Origin of the sequence: Streptomyces sp. NPDC058457, from assembly GCF_042720695.1 — a bacterium.
Lineage (GTDB): Bacteria > Actinomycetota > Actinomycetes > Streptomycetales > Streptomycetaceae > Streptomyces.
The window spans coordinates 25,749-42,398 of sequence record NZ_JBHXLU010000023.1; the positions used below are offsets into that span (position 1 = coordinate 25,749).

A 16,650-nucleotide genomic window follows, 5' to 3' on the forward strand; every position below is an offset into this window, starting at 1 on the left:
TGAGCGTTTGCTCAGCCGGGAGAGACAGCCGCACGACGAACGGAGCCGGCCCATGGGCGAGCAGCAGCACGTGAAGTTCCCGCAGGAGGTCATCGACGAGTACGCCGCGCTGGGTGTCGACCTGCGGGCCCTGTTCTCGGCGGGCCACCTCGGCAACCGCATGGGCGTGCAGATCGTGGAGGCCTCCGCGGAGCGGGTCGTCGGCACCATGCCGGTGGAGGGCAACACGCAGCCGTACGGGCTGCTGCACGGCGGTGCCAGCGCGGTGCTGGCGGAGACCCTGGGCTCGGTCGGTTCGATGCTGCACGGCGGCAGTTCGAAGATCGCGGTGGGTGTCGACCTTAACTGCACGCATCACCGCGGCGCGCGCTCCGGCCTGGTCACCGGTGTGGCCACGCCCGTCCACCGGGGGCGTTCGACGGCGACGTACGAGATCGTGATCAGCGACGAGGAGGGCCGACGGGTGTGCAGCGCCCGGCTGACCTGCCTGCTGCGTGACGTGCGTCCGGGCGACGAGGTCCACCTCCAGCAGGGCGCCGGCGCCTGAGAAGCACCCAGGGCGGCGAAGGGCCTCGGCGCCGCGAGCCGAGGTCAGCGCCCGGTAAGACAGCCCCGGGCAGCGGCGGGCAACGCACCCCGACCCGCCCCGGCCCGCCCCGCAGGGAAATGCGAAGAAGTTCCGAAGGGTTGACTTTCTTTCCCCAGTGTAACTCTACGTAATACGCGTGTAATCCGCATTCGCTGTTTCACCCCAGTTCCCAGGGCACGCCTCGTTCCCCGTCCACCTCGAAAGTCGCCCACAGCAACGGTCGCACGTCATGCCCAAAACCGCCGAGACGCCTGAACGGATCACGCCGGGTCCTGCAGGTTCTCAGAATGCGGACAGGGCGAATCGGGCTCAATTCCTGCTTTCCCCCCACGCTGTACCGCTCTGCATTACCTCGTGTCATAACAAGAGCGTCACAGCCTTGGACAAGACCTCCTCCACGTTCCTCACCCGCGCTTAGAGTCACGGCCAGTCACCGCTCCATGGGGAGTTCGGTACCGGCGCGGCACTCGTCGTTCCCTGCAAGGGGGCGCACTGCCCACGGAAAGGATCGATTGTGCGACAGCGTTCTCTGGTGATTCTTACCTCCGTTCTGACCACCGGAGCCCTGACACTCACCGCCTGCGGCTCCCGCGACAACAACAGCAAGAGCAGCGACAGCGGCAACGTGACGGTCACGATCGGCGTCGACGCCCCGCTGACCGGCGCGAACTCCGCCACGGGTCTCGGCATCCAGTACGGCGCCCAGATCGCCGTCGACGACGCCAACAAGAACAAGACCGTCCCGGGCGTCACCTTCAAGATCAAGGCGCTGGACGACAAGGCGGTTCCGGCCACGGGCCAGCAGAACGCCACCCAGCTCGTCTCCGACACGAGCGTGCTCGGCGTCGTCGGCCCGCTCAACTCCGGTGTGGCCACGCAGATGCAGCAGGTCTTCGCCACCGCCAACCTGGTGGAGATCTCGCCGTCCAACACCAACCCCGAGCTGACCATGGGCAAGAACTGGCAGACCAGCCCGTCCCGCCCGTTCAAGACGTACTTCCGCACCGCGACCACCGACGCCCTCCAGGGCGCCTACGCGGCGGACTACGCCTACAACGTCGCCAAGAAGAAGAAGGCCTTCGTCGTCGACGACAAGCAGACCTACGGCGCGGGTCTGTCGAAGATCTTCTCGGAGCAGTTCGTCAAGCAGGGCGGCAAGGTCATCGGCACCGACCACGTCAACACCGGTGACCGCGACTTCTCGACCCTGGTCACGAAGATCAAGAGCTCGGGCGCCGACATCCTCTACTACGGCGGCCAGTACGACGAGTCCGAGGTGCTGACCAAGCAGCTCAAGGCCGCGGGTGCCAAGATCCCGCTGTTCGGCGGCGACGGCATGTTCACCCCGACCTACATCAAGACGGCCGGCACGGCCTCCGAGGGCGACCTGGTGACGTCGATCGGCGTCCCGGTCGACACCCTGCCCGCCGCCAAGGACTTCGTGGCCACCTACAAGGCCAAGAAGTACCCCGGTGACTACGGCACCTACGGCTCGTACTCCTACGACGCCACCACCGCGATCATCAAGGCCGTCGGCACCGTCGTGAAGGACGGCAAGATCCCCACCGACGCCCGCTCCCAGATCGTCAGCGCCGTCCAGAGCACCTCCTTCGAGGGCATCTCCGGCAAGATCGCGTTCGACCAGTACGGCGACACCACGAACAAGCAGCTGACCGTCTACAAGGTCGTCAGCGGTGCGTGGAAGTCCGTCCAGAGCGGCGTGGCCACCCCGAAGTAGCCAGCTCAGCACATCGCACCACCAGGGCCGCGCGGCGCAGACCAACCGTCACCGCGCGGCCCGCCCTCTACCGCCCCCCCTGACTCTCCCCACCACATGGAGGCCATGCGGTGAACACCCTGCCGCAGCAGCTGGCCAACGGGCTGTTCCTCGGCTCGATGTACGGGCTGATCGCCATCGGTTACACGATGGTGTACGGCATCGTCCAGCTCATCAACTTCGCCCACGGCGAGATCTTCATGACCGGAGGCTTCGGCGCCCTCACGGTCTACCTTCTCCTGCCGGACGGCATATCCATGTGGGTAGCGCTGCCGGCGATGCTCATCGGCGGCGCACTGGTCGCCGTACTCATCGCCGTCGGCGCCGAACGCTTCGCCTACCGTCCACTGCGCGGCGCACCACGCCTCGCGCCGCTGATCACCGCGATCGGCCTGTCGCTCGCGCTGCAGCAGGCGGTCTTCAACTGGTACCACGTCGACGGCGACGCGAAGACCGCCCGGGTCTTCCCGCAGCTGCCGTTCGGCCCGCTGCACATCGGCTCCGTGACCGTGCAGAGCGGTGACATCTTCCTGATCATCGCCGCCCCGCTGTGCATGGCGGTCCTCGCCCTGTTCGTCCGGCTCTCCCGCACCGGCCGCGCCATGCAGGCCACCGCCCAGGACCCGGACACCGCACAGCTGATGGGCATCGACACCAACCGCATCATCGTCATCGCATTCGCGATCGGCGGCTTCTTCGCGGCCGTGGCCGGTGTCTCGTACGGCCTCAAGTACGGCTCCGTCTCCTACGACATGGGCTTCATCGCCGGTCTCAAGGCGTTCACCGCGGCCGTCCTCGGCGGTATCGGCAACATCTACGGCGCCATGCTCGGCGGCCTCGTCCTCGGTATCGCCGAGGCCATGGCGACCGCCTACATCGCCAACGTCCCCGGCATGCAGCAGCTCGGCGGTGGCGGCTGGGCCTCCGTGTGGGCCTTCGTCCTGCTGATCCTCGTACTCCTGTTCAGACCACAGGGTCTGCTCGGCGAACGCGTCGCGGACAGGGCGTGAGCAGCATGACCGACACCACCAGCTCCCCGGCCGCGGCGGAGCACGGGCTCGTACCGCTGCCGCTGTCCGTCGCCCGGCTGCTCATCGTCGTGGGCGCCGTGGGCACCATCGCCAGCGCCTTCCTCAGCTGGACCTGGACGTCCGACTTCCCCGGCGACCTGACCGTCTACGGCTACCCGGCCGGCCTGCAGATCCTCGCCCTCGTGGGCGGTGCCCTCACCCTGCTGTTCGGGCTCACCCTGTGGGACGTCAAGTGGCTGCGCTGGCTGAACCCGGCGAACAGCGCCTCGCCCGTCTTCCTGACGGCCCTGTCGGCGTTCGCCGTCTGCTGGTTCACCGGCATCGCCATCACCGTCGACCTCGGCGGCCTGGTCAACCTCGACCCCGGCGCCTTCGTGGCGATGGCGGCCTCCGCGCTGCCCGTCGTCGGCGCCCTCGCGCTGCCCAACCCGGCCCCGGGCACCGGCATCCGCGGCTACCTGGCCAAGCCCCAGCTGCCCGCTCCCGGCAAGGTCTCACCGCTCACCGAGCGCATCATCATCACGGTCGGCGTCGCGCTCGCCCTGGTGGTCTTCACCTACGGCATCGGCATCGACAACGACGCGAGCGAGACCTTCATCGGCTACCTGCTGCTGCTCGTCTTCGCCGCCTGGGGCCTCATGCACACCGGCCTCGTCGACCGCTTCGCGACCACCGCGGCGCACCACAAGGGGTTCGCCTCGGCGCTCGCCTTCGTCGCGGCCGTGATCTTCCCCTTCACCCAGAGCGACGACCACAACGCCAACGTCGGCGTGAACATCCTGATCTTCGCCACGGTCGCCCTGGGCCTGAACATCGTCGTCGGCCTCACCGGTCTGCTCGACCTCGGTTACGTCGCGTTCCTCGGTGTCGGCGCCTACGCGGCCGCGCTGGTCTCCGGCTCGGAGTACTCCCGGTTCTCCGGCGTGCACTTCCCGTTCTGGGCCGCCGCCCTCACCGGCATGGCCGCCTCGCTGATCTTCGGTGTGCTGATCGGCGCGCCGACCCTGCGGCTGCGCGGCGACTACCTGGCCATCGTCACGCTCGGCTTCGGTGAGATCTTCCGTATCACCGTCAACAACCTCGACGGCACCTCCGGACCGAACATCACCCGGGGACCCAACGGCATCACCCAGATCCCGGACCTGAACATCTTCGGGTTCAACCTGGGCGACTCGCACACCGTCTTCGGACAGCACCTGGGCCGGTTCGCCAACTACCTGTTCCTGATGCTCATCGTCACGGCGATCGTCGTGCTCGTCTTCACCCGTGCCGCCGACTCCCGTATCGGCCGCTCCTGGATCGCCATCCGCGAGGACGAGACCGCCGCCACCGCCATGGGCATCAACGGCTTCCGCGTCAAGCTGATCGCCTTCGCCCTCGGCGCCTCCCTCGCAGGCCTCGCCGGCACCGTGATGGCGCACGTCAACTACAGCGTGAACCCGCAGCCGTACCAGTTCGCCGGCGCCGCACCGCCCAACTCGGCCTTCCTGCTGGCCGCCGTCGTCCTCGGCGGCATGGGCACCGTCAGCGGCCCGCTGCTCGGCGCGAGCGTGCTCTACCTGGTCCCGGAGAAGCTCCAGTTCCTCCAGAACTACGAGCTGTTCGCCTTCGGTATCGCGCTGATCGTGCTGATGCGGTTCCGGCCGGAGGGCATCATCGCCAACCGCCGCCGCCAGCTGGAGTTCCACGAGACCGGCCAGCTCGACGTACCCGCACAGGAGACGCTGAGCGACGATCCGGCCGTCACCAAGGCAGGGGCGTAAGAACCATGACGACACCTGTACTCGAAGCCCGTGACGTCACGATGCGCTTCGGCGGTCTGACCGCCGTCCGGTCGGTGGACTTCACGGTCAACAGCGGTGAGATCGTCGGACTGATCGGCCCGAACGGCGCCGGCAAGACCACCTTCTTCAACTGCCTCACCGGTCTGTACGTCCCCACCGAGGGCACGGTCTCCTACCAGGGCAAGGTCCTGCCGCCCAAGCCGCACCTGGTGACGCAGGCGGGCATCGCGCGCACGTTCCAGAACATCCGGCTCTTCGCCAACATGACCGTCCTGGAGAACGTCCTCGTGGGCCGCCACACGCGGACCAAGGAGGGCCTGTGGTCCGCGCTGCTGCGCGGTCCCGGCTTCCGCAAGGCCGAGAAGGAGTCCGAGGCGAAGGCCATGGAGCTCCTGGAGTTCATCGGCCTCGCCGCCAAGCGCGACCACCTCGCGCGCAACCTGCCCTACGGCGAGCAGCGCAAGCTGGAGATCGCGCGGGCGCTGGCCAGCGAGCCGGGCCTGCTGTTGCTCGACGAGCCGACGGCCGGCATGAACCCGCAGGAGACCCGGGCCACCGAGGAACTGGTCTTCGCCATCCGGGACAAGGGCATCGCCGTCCTCGTCATCGAGCACGACATGCGCTTCATCTTCAACCTGTGCGACCGGGTCGCCGTCCTCGTCCAGGGCGAGAAGCTCGTCGAGGGGACCTCGGACGTCGTACAGGCGGACGAGCGTGTCGTCGCCGCGTATCTGGGTGAGCCCTTCGAGGGCGATCCCGGTGTGGCGGAGGCCGCCGAGGTCGAGGCCGCGGAGGCCACCGCCGATGCGGAGAGCGCCGCCGATGCGGAGAGCGCCGAGACCGCGGAGAGTGTCGAGGCGGACAGCACCACCAAGGGAGAGGCCCAGTGACCGCACTGCTGGAGGTCGAGGACCTCAGGGTCGCCTACGGCAAGATCGAGGCCGTCAAGGGCATCTCGTTCAGTGTCGAGGCCGGTCAGGTCGTGACCCTCATCGGCACCAACGGCGCCGGCAAGACGACGACCCTGCGTACCCTGTCGGGGCTGCTCAAGCCCGCCTCGGGCAAGGTCGTGTTCGACGGCAAGCCGCTCAGCGGGGTACCGGCGCACAAGATCGTCGCCCTCGGGCTCGCCCACTCCCCCGAGGGCCGGCACATCTTCCCGCGCCTGACGATCACGGAGAACCTGCAGCTCGGTGCCTTCCTCCGCAAGGACAAGGCGGGCATCGAGAAGGACATCCAGCGGGCCTACGACCTCTTCCCGATCCTGGGCGAGCGGCGCAAGCAGGCCGCGGGCACCCTCTCGGGCGGTGAGCAGCAGATGCTGGCGATGGGGCGCGCGCTGATGTCCCAGCCGAAGCTGCTGATGCTGGACGAGCCGTCCATGGGTCTGTCGCCGATCATGATGCAGAAGATCATGGCGACGATCGTGGAGCTGAAGTCGCAGGGCACGACGATTCTGCTCGTCGAGCAGAACGCGCAGGCTGCGCTGTCGCTGGCCGACCAGGGGCATGTGATGGAGGTCGGCAACATCGTGCTGTCGGGCAGCGGGCAGGATCTGCTGACCGACGAGTCGGTGCGGAAGGCCTACCTGGGCGAGGACTAGGTCGTGGGATCACTGCGGGCCGGTGGGGGCTGGTCGCGCCCACGCGGCGGAGCCGCACATCGATAACAGCCCCGCGCCCCTTACGGCGCGCTGCACCTAAGCGGCGTCACAAAGGCCCGTGCTCTCTTCTCCGGAGCACGGGCCTTGTCGCGTGTGTACGGGTCAGCCCTTGCTGGACTTCTTCTCGTCGCTGTCCACGATGACGGCCTCGGCGACCTGCTGCATCGACATGCGGCGGTCCATCGACGTCTTCTGGATCCAGCGGAACGCGGCCGGCTCGGTCAGGCCGTACTCGGTCTGGAGGATGGACTTCGCGCGGTCGACCAGCTTGCGGGTCTCCAGGCGCAGGGTGAGGTCGGCGACCTCCTGCTCCAGCTGCTTCAGCTCGGTGAAGCGGGAGACGGCCATCTCGATCGCCGGGACGACGTCGCTCTTGCTGAACGGCTTGACCAGGTACGCCATCGCGCCCGCGTCCCGGGCCCGCTCGACGAGGTCGCGCTGCGAGAAGGCGGTGAGCATCAGTACCGGGGCGATGGATTCCTCGGCGATCTTCTCGGCCGCCGAGATGCCGTCCAGCTTGGGCATCTTGACGTCGAGGATGACCAGGTCGGGGCGGTGCTCGCGGGCCAGCTCGACGGCCTGCTCGCCGTCACCGGCCTCACCGACGACCGTGTACCCCTCCTCCTCCAGCATCTCTTTCAGGTCGAGCCGGATCAGGGCCTCGTCCTCGGCGATGACGACACGGGTCGTCATCGGAGGCACGTGCGACTTGTCGTCGGGTGCGTCGACTGGCTGGGGCGACTCGGCGGCGGTCACGGGGGCTCCTCGTTCAGGGCAGGGGTACTGCTGACAAGAGCCTACCTAGCTACGGTATGGTGGACGCGCGGAGGGTCGGGGATCACCTTTGATTCTTCGAGCCCCGGTAGCCCAATTGGCAGCAGGCAACGGATTCAAAACCCGTACAGTGTCGGTTCGAGTCCGACCCGGGGCACTTTTCCTTGGATTCCAAGGTCGCATAATTGTGTGGCCGAAGGGCCCCTCCGTGGCGCGGAGGGGCCCTTCGCACGTTACTTGGGGCTGTCGTCCTCACCGATGTGGTGGACCCGGACCATGTTGGTGGAGCCGGAGACACCGGGCGGGGAGCCCGCCGTGATGACCACGATGTCGCCCTTCTGGCAGCGACCGTACTTCAGCAGCAACTCGTCCACCTGGTCGACCATCTTGTCCGTCGAGTCGACGTGCGGGCCGAGGAAGGTCTCGACGCCCCAGGTGAGGTTGAGCTGGGAGCGGGTGGCCGGTTCCGGGGTGAAGGCGAGCAGCGGGATCGGCGAGCGATAGCGGGAGAGGCGGCGGACCGTGTCCCCGGACTCGGTGAACGCGACCAGGAACTTCGCGTTCAGGAAGTCGCCCATCTCGGCGGCGGCCCGGGCGACCGCTCCGCCCTGGGTGCGGGGCTTGTTGCTCTCGGTCAGCGGCGGCAGGCCCTTGGCGAGGATGTCCTCCTCGGCCGCCTCGACGATCTTCGCCATGGTGCGGACGGTCTCGATCGGGTACTTGCCGACGCTGGTCTCTCCGGAGAGCATCACCGCGTCCGTGCCGTCGATGACCGCGTTGGCGACGTCGGAGGCCTCGGCGCGGGTGGGGCGGGAGTTCTCGATCATCGAGTCGAGCATCTGGGTGGCGACGATGACCGGTTTGGCGTTGCGCTTGGCGAGCTTGATCGCGCGCTTCTGGACGATCGGCACCTGCTCCAGCGGCATCTCCACGCCCAGGTCGCCACGGGCGACCATGATGCCGTCGAAGGCGGCCACGATTCCGTCGATGTTCTCGACGGCCTGCGGCTTCTCGACCTTGGCGATCACGGGGAGGCGGCGGCCCTCCTCGGCCATGATGCGGTGGACGTCCTCGATGTCCCGGCCGCTGCGCACGAAGGACAGGGCGATCACGTCGACGCCGGTGCGCAGCGCCCACCGCAGGTCGGCCTCGTCCTTGTCGGACAGGGCCGGGACGGAGACGGCGACCCCGGGGAGGTTGAGGCCCTTGTGGTCGGAGACCATGCCGCCCTCGACCACCGTGGTGTGCACGCGGGGGCCGTCGACGTGGGTGACCTCCAGGCAGACCTTGCCGTCGTCGACGAGGACGCGCTCACCGGGGGTGACGTCACCGGCCAGGCCCGTGTACGTCGTCCCGCACTGGTGCCGGTCCCCCTCGGCGCCCTCCTCCACCGTGATGACGAAGGTGTCACCGCGTTCGAGGAGTACGGGGCCTTCGGTGAAGCGGCCGAGCCGGATCTTCGGGCCTTGAAGGTCGGCGAGGATCCCGACGCTGCGACCGGACTCGTCGGAGGCCTTGCGGACACGCTGGTAGCGCTCCTCGTGCTCGGCGTGGGTGCCGTGGCTGAGGTTGAATCGGGCGACGTCCATTCCGGCCTCGACCAGGGCCTTGATCTGGTCGTACGAGTCGGTGGCGGGCCCCAGAGTACAAACGATCTTTGCTCGGCGCATGCTTCGAGCCTAGGCCTTACCGGCGGGTAGAGAATTGGTGGTACATGACGACCCAACAACCTTTGCGTGAAGGCCTATTGACAAGTGTTGAATTGTGCGACACCCCGCTCCTATGAGCATCTCGCATTTGTTGAACGCGGCAATGCCGGTGCTTTTCTATTCGAGATACCGAACACCCGCTTCGGGATCACAGCTCCGGCGGTGCCATGGTGAATTGCGCGCCGACCTGAGCGGTCACGCGCAGTTGCGGCGGTTCGAGATCCAGGGGCTCGGCGGGTGTCGGCATCTCGGCGGCCGCCCTGCTGCGGACTCCGCCGCCGAAGGCCGCCCGGTGCGGCCGCAGGCCTTCGACGCCGGTGTCGGCGAGCTCGACCAGGGCGGCGAGGGAGGTGCCGAGCGCGCTCGCGTACTCCCGGGCCCGCTGCACCGCCTCGGCGACCGCCCGCCGCCGGGCCTCGCCGTGCACGGGTGAGTCGGGGCGCAGCGACCACCAGGGGCCGTCGACCCTTGTCAGCTCCAAGTCGGCGAGCCTGGTGACGAGTTCGCCGAGCACGGTGAAGTCGGTGAACTCGGCGGTGAGCTGCACCCGTCCGTGATAGCTGCGTACCCGCTCGCCCCGGCCGCGCTCGGCGAATTCGGGGGCGACGGAGAAGGCCCCCGTCGACAGCCGCTCCACCGCCTCGCCGTACGACCTGATCAGGTCGAGGGCGGCGGCGTTGCGGCGGGTGAGGTCGTCCAGCGTCGAACGGCGGTCCCGGCCCCGGGCGCTGACCAGGACGCCGATCCGGGCCAGTTCGGGCTCAACCTCCAGCTCGGCCTCGCCGTGCACGACGAGGAGCGGGGCGTCGGGCGTGCCGGCCGCCCGGCGCTCCCCGGGCGAGGTCGAGGGTGAGGTCATACGCCCCACTCTGTCATGCCATCCCCGGTTGTGCGCCCCGGAGTTCACGGTCCAGGTCACCAGATCGAAACCTCCCGGACCTGTTGCCGTCAGTCATGCCCAGGACAGAATCTACGCGCGTCGTTGACTGAATCCCGAGGAGATCAAAACATGCCCTTGAACCGCCGGAAGTTCCTGAAGAAGTCCGCCGCGACCGGAGCGGGAGTGGCGATCGCCGGTGCGGCGGCGGCCCCGGCACAGGCCGTGCAGGCCTCCGCGACCCATGCCAAGCAGCCCAGGCGGTACTCGCTCACCGTCATGGGCACCACCGACCTGCACGGGCACGTCTTCAACTGGGACTACTTCAAGGACGCGGAGTACTCCGACAAGGCCGGCAACGCGATGGGCCTGGCGCGCATCTCGACCCTGGTCGAGCAGGTACGCAAGGAGAAGGGCCGTTGCAACACCCTGCTGCTGGACGCCGGTGACACCATCCAGGGGACCCCGCTGACGTACTACTACGCCAAGGTCGACCCGATCACCGCCAAGGGCGGCCCGGTGCACCCGATGGCGCAGGCCATGAACGCGATCGGGTACGACGCGGCGGCGCTCGGCAACCACGAGTTCAACTACGGCATCGAGACCCTGCGCAAGTTCGAGGACCAGCTGCGCTTCCCGCTGCTCGGCGCCAACGCGGTCGACGCGAAGACCCTGAAGCCGGCCTTCCCGCCCTACTTCATCAAGAAGTTCCACGTCCCGGGCGCCCCGCCGGTCAAGGTCGCCGTGCTCGGCCTGACCAACCCGGGCATCGCGATCTGGGACAAGGCCTACGTACAGGGCAAGCTGGCCTTCCCCGGGCTTGAGGAGCAGGCCGCGAAGTGGGTGCCGAAGCTGAAGGCGATGGGCGCCGACGTGGTCGTGGTCTCGGCCCACTCCGGCTCCTCCGGCACCTCCTCCTACGGCGACCAGGTGCCGTACGTCGAGAACGCGGCCGCGAACGTCGCCCGGCAGGTGCCGGGCATCGACGCGATCCTGGTCGGCCACGCGCACGTGGAGATCCCGGAGCTGAAGGTCGTCAACGAGGCCACCGGCAGGACGGTCGTCCTCTCCGAGCCACTGTGCTACGCCGAGCGCCTCACCCTCTTCGACATCGAGCTGGTGTTCGACAAGGGCAGCTGGGAGGTGGAGTCGGTCGCCGCCTCGCTGCTCAACTCCAACACGGTCGCCGACGACCCGAAGATCACCAAGCTGCTGTCCGACGAGCACGCCAAGGTCGTCGCGTACGTCAACCAGGTCGTCGGCACCGCGACCGAGACCCTCACCACGGTCGACGCCCGCTACCAGGACGCCCCGATCATCGACCTGATCACCAAGGTCCAGGAGGACGTGGTCAAGGCGGCCCTGGCGGGCACCGAGTACGCGTCGCTGCCGGTGATCGCACAGGCCTCGCCGTTCTCGCGGACCTCCGAGATCCCGGCCGGCAAGGTGACCATCCGGGACCTGTCCAGCCTGTATGTGTACGACAACACGCTGGTCGCCAAGTTGATGACGGGCGCGCAGATCCGGGCGTACCTGGAGTACTCGGCGGAGTACTTCGTCCGGACGGCGGCGGACGCGACCGTCGACGTGGAGAAGCTGACCAACGCGAACAGCCGTCCGGACTACAACTACGACTATGTCTCCGGCCTCGGGTACGAGATCGACATCGCGCAGCCGGCCGGGGCGCGGATCAAGAACCTGACCTACGACGGCGCCGCCCTCGATGACTCGCAGCAGTTCGTGCTCGCGGTGAACAACTACCGCGCCAACGGCGGCGGCGCGTTCCCGTACGTCGCCTCTGCCAAGGAGCTGTGGTCGGAGTCGACGGAGATCCGCACCCGGATCGCGGAGTGGGTGACCGCCAAGGGCGTCCTGGACCCGAAGGACTTCGCGTCGGTGGACTGGAAGCTGACCCGCGACGGTACGCCGGTGTTCTGAGGTGGGGGTGAAGGGGCGCCGGTCTCCGGACCGACGCCCCTCGCCAGGTCTACGACGCGCTCAGTCGACCAGCGGTGTGAGCTGCCTCGGCTGCTGCTGCGCCGGGACCCGCTCCTCCGGCCGCTCCAGGCCGAAGCTGGTGAAGGCGGTCCGCGCGGGCAACGGGTAGGGGTCCTTGCCGGTCAGGGAGTTGAGGATGGTGGCACTGCGCCAGGCGGCCAGGCCCAGGTCCGGCGCGCCGACGCCGTGGGTGTGGAGTTCGGCGTTCTGGACGTACGCCGATCCGGTCACCGACGAGTCGAGGACGAGCCGGAACCGCTCGTCCACACGCGGGCGTTCGCTGTTGTCCCGGCGCAGATAGGGGTCGAGTCCGGCGAGCAGGCGGCCGAGAGGGCGTTCGCGGTAGCCGGTGGCCAGGACGACGGCATCGGTGGTGAGGCGGGAGCGGGTGCCCTGCTGGACGTGTTCGAGGTGGAGCTCGACCTTGGTGGTGGCGACGCGTCCGGCGGTGCGGACGTGGACGCCGGGGGTCAGGACGGCCTCGGGCCAGCCGCCGTGCAGCGTACGGCGGTACAGCTCGTCGTGGATGGCGGCGATGGTGTCCGCGTCGATGCCCCTGTGCAACTGCCACTGGGAGGAGACGACCCGGTCCCGGACGGACTCCGCGAGGGCGTGGAAGTAGCGGGTGTAGTCGGGGGTGAAGTGCTCCAGGCCGAGCTTGGAGTACTCCATGGGCGCGAACGCCTCGCCGCGCCCGATCCAGTGCAGCTTCTCGCGGCCGGCGGGCCGGTGGCGCAGCAGGTCGAGGAAGACCTCGGCGCCGGACTGCCCGGAGCCCACGACGGTGACGTGCTCGGCGGCGAGGAAGGCCTCGCGGTGGTCGAGGTAGTCGGCCGCGTGGACGACCGGGACGATCGGGGACTCCACGAGGGGTTTGAGCGGATCGGGGACGTACGGGACGGTCCCGACCCCGAGCACGACGTTCTTCGTGTACGTACGGCCGAGCGACTCGGCCTCGCCCTCCGCGTCGAGCCGGGTGAAGTCGACCTCGAAGAGATCGCGTTCGGAGTTCCAGCGGACGGCGTCGACCTGGTGGGAGAAGCGCAGTCCGGGCAGGCTCTCGGCGACCCAGCGGCAGTAGGCGTCGTACTCGGAGCGCTGGATGTGGAAGCGCTCGGCGAAGTAGAAGGGGAAGAGCCGGTCGCGCGCCTTGAGGTAGTTGAGGAACGACCAGGGGCTGGCGGGGTCGGCGAGGGTCACCAGGTCGGCGAGGAACGGGACCTGGATGGTGGCGCCGTCGATCAGCAGCCCGGGGTGCCAGTCGAAGCCCGGGCGCTGCTCGTAGAAAACGGCGTCGAGTTCGGCCAGCGGGTGGGCGAGCGCGGCGAGGGAGAGGTTGAACGGTCCGATGCCCACGCCGACCAGGTCGCGGGGTGCTTCGGGCTCGTGGTGTGGGGGGTTGGTCATCTGGAGGTGCTTCCTTCCACGAGTTTCAGGAGGAGGGCCAGTTCGTCCGGCCGGGTGTGGGGGTTGAGGAGGGTGGCTTTGAGCCAGAGCCGGCCGTCGAGGCGGGCCCGGCCGAGTACCGCCCGGCCGTCGTGCAGCAGCCTGCGCCGTACGCCGGCGACGTCGTCGTCGGTGGCTCCGGTGGGGCGGAACAGCACCGTGCTGATGTTGGGCCGGTCGTAGAGCTCGAAGCCGGGGTGCTCGCGGACCAGGGCGGCGAACTCCCGCGCTCGGGCGCACACCTGGTCGACCAGCGCGCCGAGTCCGGTGCGGCCCAGGGTCTTGAGGGTGACCGCGATCTTGAGGACGTCGGGGCGCCGGGTGGTGCGCAGGGAGCGACCGAGCAGGTCGGGGTAGCCGGCCTCGGTGTCGTCGTCGGCGTTGAGGTAGTCGGCGTGCTGGTGGAGCACGCCGAGCTCGGCCGGGCGGGAGACGGCGAGGAGGCCGGCGGCGACCGGCTGCCAGCCGAGTTTGTGCAGGTCGAGGGTGACGCTGTGGGCGCGCTCCAGGCCGGCGAGCTTGTCCCGGTGCCGGTCACTGAAGGCGAGGCCGCCGCCGTAGGCGGCGTCGACGTGCAGCCGGGCGCCGTGGGCGGCGCAGAGCCCGGCGATCTCGGGGAGCGGGTCGATGTGCCCGGCGTCGGTGGTGCCGGCGGTGGCGGCGACCACCAGGGGCCGGGGCAGGCGGGTCAGGGCGTCGTGGAGGGCGGCCGGGTCGAGGGTGCCGTTCGGGGCCGGGACCACGACGGGGTCGGGCAGGCCGAGCAGCCAGGCGGCGCGCGGCAGCGAGTGGTGGGCGTTGGCCCCGCAGACCAGCCGGACGCCGCCGCCGGAGGCCTCGCGGGCCAGCAGCAGGGCCAGCTGGTTGGACTCGGTGCCGCCGGTGGTGACCACCGCGTCGGAGAGACCGATGGTGTGCGCGAGGGTGCGGGTGACCAGCGCTTCCAGGGCGGAGGCGGCCGGGGCCTGGTCCCAGGAGTCCAGGGAGGGGTTGAGGGCGCTCGCGGCGAGGTCGGCGGCGGTGGCGACGGCCAGCGGCGGGCAGTGCAGATGCGCCGCGCACAGCGGGTCGGCGGGGTCGGCGGCGCCCTCGGCGAGGGCGGTCACCAGGGTGCGCAGGGCGTCGGGGTCGCCGTCGTCCGGGAGTACGTCCCCCACGGCGTCCGCGATCCGCTCGGCCACCGTCTCCGGACCGCCCGCGGGCAGCGGCCCGCCGCGCGCCCGGCCGCCCTCGCGCAGCGCGTCGAGCACGATGTCCAGCAGAGGCCGCAGGGCGTCGGGGCCCTGGGGTCCGGATGCGAGGGGCGGCGTGCTCATGGGCTCTCCTCGGGGCGCTGGCCGAAGGGGGGTTGTCCGCAGGGGTGTCCGCAGGGGGAGTTCCAGCTTGTACGGGATTGGGTCTGCGCGTCCCCAAAGCCCAACGATCGGAACCCGAAAGTGGGTACTGCCGTGCGGGGAAAACCTGTCGGGGCGGTGCGCCCCGGGCGCGTCGGAACAAGCGGTGAAAGGGCGTTGAGGCCGGGGCTGACCGGGGTTAACGTCGGTCGCGTGGTTGACGCGTGGATGATCGACGTGCCCGGTGAGCGGGTGCTGGTGCGGGAGCCGCGGCCCGCGGACGAGGTACCGCTGCTGGACCTCTTCGAGGCCTGCGAGGACTGGTTCGTGGCGGCGACCGGGCTGCCGTCGGGGCCGGGCGACGTGCAGTCCCTGTTCTACGGGCTGCCCGAGGGCGCCGACCCCGGCGACAAGGTTCTGCTGGTGCTGGAGCGGGACGGGGTCGTCTCGGGCCTGGTGGACGCGGTACGGAACCATCCGGTGCCCGGCGCGGTCGCCGTGGGGCTGTTCCTGCTGGCGCCCTGGGCGCGCGGCCGGGGCCTCGGGCGGGCGCTGGCCGAGTCGCTGCTCGCGCATGCCGAGGGGGTGTCCCTGGTGACCGCGTCGGTGCCGCCGGGCTGGCGCCCCGGGGAGTGCTTCCTGGAGCGGCTGGGCTTCACCCTGGGCGCGGAGACGCCCAGGGCGGCCGAGGTGGGCAACCGGCGCGCGGGGCCGCGGGAGGGCGGGGTGCGCCGGGCCGAGCTGCGACCGGCCCTGGACTGACGGGCCCGCTCAGGGAGGGGCGGACCGTCAGGGGCGATTCGTCAGGGCGACTCGCCGGGGGCGGACCGTCAGGGCCGGAAGTCGGCCGCGTGGTCGGCGGCCCACTGCCCGAAGGTGCGGGCCGGGCTGCCGGTGATCTCCTCGACCGTGCCGGTGATCTCCGGTGGGACGCCCACGGTGGCCGCGAAGGTCTTCAGCAGGCCCTGGAGGAACTCCGGCGGGGTACCCGGGAACAGCGGGGCCGCCTCCTCCGGCGCCACCTCGACGAAGGTCAGCTCGCGGCCGACGGCCCGGCCGATCGCCGCGATCTGGTCGGTGTTGGTGGTGGCGGCGGGGCCGGTGAGGCGGTGGGCGGCGCCCTCGTGGCCGTCGTCCAGGAGGGCTCGTTCCGCGACCGCGGCGATGTCGTCCTCGTGGATGGGTGCCGTGAGCATGCTGGCGAAGACACCCCGCACGGTGTCGCCGGCGCGGATCTGGGGTGCCCACTGGAGGGCGTTGGTGGCGAACGCGTTGGGGCGCAGGAACGTCCAGGCGAGCCCGCTGTCGCGGATCTGCCGCTCGGCGGTGGCGTGCATGACGTGGATCGGTTGGGTCTCGTCGGCGCCCTCGCGGATGATCCCGGAGGAGAGCAGGACGACATGGCGCACCCCGGCCGTGCGGGCCGCGTCGAGGAGTTCGGGCAGCCGCCCGCCGGCCCCCTGGACGTACAGGAAGAGCTTGGTCGCCCCCGCGAACAGCGGGGCCGGGTCGTCCGGCCGGAACCTCACCACCTCGGCCTTGTCGGGCAGGCCGGCCGTCTCCGGGGCGCGGGTGAGCGCCCGCACGGGTTGTCCGTCGGCGACGAGACGTGCGACGAGGGCACGGCCGACGTTGCCGGTGGCACCGGTGACTACGATCACGGGTTTC

General features: G+C 69.7%; 14 protein-coding genes and 1 tRNA gene. 9 read left to right on the forward strand and 6 right to left on the reverse strand.

Annotation, left to right across the window (positions count from 1 at the left end):
* The first annotated feature begins 52 nt into the window (after positions 1–52).
* The 6 genes from ACFWPS_RS19905 (at position 53) to ACFWPS_RS19930 (ending at position 6,784) form a co-directional block, all read left to right on the forward strand.
* Positions 53–547, forward strand: coding sequence for a PaaI family thioesterase (locus ACFWPS_RS19905; RefSeq protein ID WP_383706808.1), 495 nt, complete (start codon positions 53–55; stop codon positions 545–547).
* Between the two features lie 571 nt (positions 548–1,118).
* Positions 1,119–2,327, forward strand: coding sequence for a branched-chain amino acid ABC transporter substrate-binding protein (locus tag ACFWPS_RS19910; RefSeq protein ID WP_383706962.1), 1,209 nt, complete (start codon positions 1,119–1,121; stop codon positions 2,325–2,327).
* Between the two features lie 110 nt (positions 2,328–2,437).
* Positions 2,438–3,376 carry a branched-chain amino acid ABC transporter permease gene (locus ACFWPS_RS19915; protein WP_383706810.1) on the forward strand — a complete coding sequence of 313 codons (939 nt, stop codon included), beginning with the start codon at positions 2,438–2,440 and terminating at the stop codon, positions 3,374–3,376.
* Between the two features lie 5 nt (positions 3,377–3,381).
* Positions 3,382–5,160 carry a branched-chain amino acid ABC transporter permease gene (locus ACFWPS_RS19920; RefSeq protein ID WP_383706964.1) on the forward strand — a complete coding sequence of 593 codons (1,779 nt, stop codon included), beginning with the start codon at positions 3,382–3,384 and terminating at the stop codon, positions 5,158–5,160.
* A gap of 5 nt (positions 5,161–5,165) precedes the next feature.
* A complete protein-coding gene (locus ACFWPS_RS19925; protein WP_383706812.1) occupies positions 5,166–6,071 on the forward strand; it encodes an ABC transporter ATP-binding protein in 906 nt (301 codons plus the stop codon).
* Complete coding sequence (locus ACFWPS_RS19930) at positions 6,068–6,784, forward strand: ABC transporter ATP-binding protein (RefSeq protein ID WP_383706814.1); 717 nt, start codon at positions 6,068–6,070, stop codon at positions 6,782–6,784. The genes ACFWPS_RS19925 and ACFWPS_RS19930 overlap by 4 nt, the downstream gene beginning before the upstream one ends.
* Before the next feature lie 162 nt (positions 6,785–6,946).
* On the opposite strand, the gene ACFWPS_RS19935 is transcribed toward ACFWPS_RS19930, so the two are convergent.
* The gene (locus tag ACFWPS_RS19935) at positions 6,947–7,600 is read right to left on the reverse strand and encodes an ANTAR domain-containing response regulator (protein WP_383706816.1); all 654 of its coding nucleotides are present in this window, start codon (positions 7,598–7,600) and stop codon (positions 6,947–6,949) included.
* A 100-nt stretch (positions 7,601–7,700) separates the two neighbouring features.
* Here ACFWPS_RS19935 and ACFWPS_RS19940 point away from each other — a divergent pair.
* Positions 7,701–7,775, forward strand: a tRNA-Leu gene (locus ACFWPS_RS19940).
* 76 nt (positions 7,776–7,851) lie between these two features.
* Here the strand turns inward: ACFWPS_RS19940 and pyk are convergent.
* Both pyk and ACFWPS_RS19950 read right to left on the reverse strand, forming a co-directional pair.
* Positions 7,852–9,288, reverse strand: coding sequence for a pyruvate kinase (gene pyk, locus ACFWPS_RS19945; protein ID WP_383706818.1), 1,437 nt, complete (start codon positions 9,286–9,288; stop codon positions 7,852–7,854).
* 187 nt (positions 9,289–9,475) lie between these two features.
* Positions 9,476–10,186 (reverse strand): SIMPL domain-containing protein, encoded by a 711-nt coding sequence (locus ACFWPS_RS19950; RefSeq protein ID WP_383706820.1) that lies wholly within the window; start codon positions 10,184–10,186, stop codon positions 9,476–9,478.
* A 150-nt stretch (positions 10,187–10,336) separates the two neighbouring features.
* Here ACFWPS_RS19950 and ACFWPS_RS19955 point away from each other — a divergent pair, with 150 nt between their 5' ends.
* Complete coding sequence (locus ACFWPS_RS19955; RefSeq protein WP_383706822.1) at positions 10,337–12,142, forward strand: bifunctional metallophosphatase/5'-nucleotidase; 1,806 nt, start codon at positions 10,337–10,339, stop codon at positions 12,140–12,142.
* Between the two features lie 60 nt (positions 12,143–12,202).
* On the opposite strand, the gene ACFWPS_RS19960 is transcribed toward ACFWPS_RS19955, so the two are convergent.
* Together ACFWPS_RS19960 and ACFWPS_RS19965 are read right to left on the reverse strand one after the other, a co-directional pair.
* Positions 12,203–13,609, reverse strand: a complete 1,407-nt coding sequence (locus ACFWPS_RS19960; RefSeq protein WP_383706824.1) for a lysine N(6)-hydroxylase/L-ornithine N(5)-oxygenase family protein — start codon at positions 13,607–13,609, stop codon at positions 12,203–12,205.
* On the reverse strand, positions 13,606–14,964 hold the full coding sequence (locus tag ACFWPS_RS19965) for a pyridoxal phosphate-dependent decarboxylase family protein (protein WP_383706826.1): 1,359 nt from the start codon (positions 14,962–14,964) through the stop codon (positions 13,606–13,608). Before ACFWPS_RS19965 ends, ACFWPS_RS19960 begins: the two co-directional genes overlap by 4 nt.
* A 231-nt stretch (positions 14,965–15,195) precedes the next feature.
* Here ACFWPS_RS19965 and ACFWPS_RS19970 point away from each other — a divergent pair, with 231 nt between their 5' ends.
* Positions 15,196–15,744, forward strand: coding sequence for a GNAT family N-acetyltransferase (locus ACFWPS_RS19970; RefSeq protein WP_383706828.1), 549 nt, complete (start codon positions 15,196–15,198; stop codon positions 15,742–15,744).
* A 68-nt stretch (positions 15,745–15,812) separates the two neighbouring features.
* On the opposite strand, the gene ACFWPS_RS19975 is transcribed toward ACFWPS_RS19970, so the two are convergent.
* Positions 15,813–16,643, reverse strand: coding sequence for an NAD(P)H-binding protein (locus ACFWPS_RS19975; protein WP_383706830.1), 831 nt, complete (start codon positions 16,641–16,643; stop codon positions 15,813–15,815).
* Between the last annotated feature and the right edge of the window lie 7 nt (positions 16,644–16,650).

Coding starts and splice junctions, on each gene's coding strand:
- ACFWPS_RS19905 (WP_383706808.1), top strand. CDS start 53: ATGGGCGAGCAGCAGCACGTGAAGTTCCCGCAGGAGGTCATCGACGAG.
- ACFWPS_RS19920 (WP_383706964.1), top strand. CDS start 3,382: ATGACCGACACCACCAGCTCCCCGGCCGCGGCGGAGCACGGGCTCGTA.
- ACFWPS_RS19925 (WP_383706812.1), top strand. CDS start 5,166: ATGACGACACCTGTACTCGAAGCCCGTGACGTCACGATGCGCTTCGGC.
- pyk (WP_383706818.1), bottom strand. CDS start 9,288: ATGCGCCGAGCAAAGATCGTTTGTACTCTGGGGCCCGCCACCGACTCG.
- ACFWPS_RS19950 (WP_383706820.1), bottom strand. CDS start 10,186: ATGACCTCACCCTCGACCTCGCCCGGGGAGCGCCGGGCGGCCGGCACG.
- ACFWPS_RS19955 (WP_383706822.1), top strand. CDS start 10,337: ATGCCCTTGAACCGCCGGAAGTTCCTGAAGAAGTCCGCCGCGACCGGA.
- ACFWPS_RS19960 (WP_383706824.1), bottom strand. CDS start 13,609: ATGACCAACCCCCCACACCACGAGCCCGAAGCACCCCGCGACCTGGTC.
- ACFWPS_RS19965 (WP_383706826.1), bottom strand. CDS start 14,964: ATGAGCACGCCGCCCCTCGCATCCGGACCCCAGGGCCCCGACGCCCTG.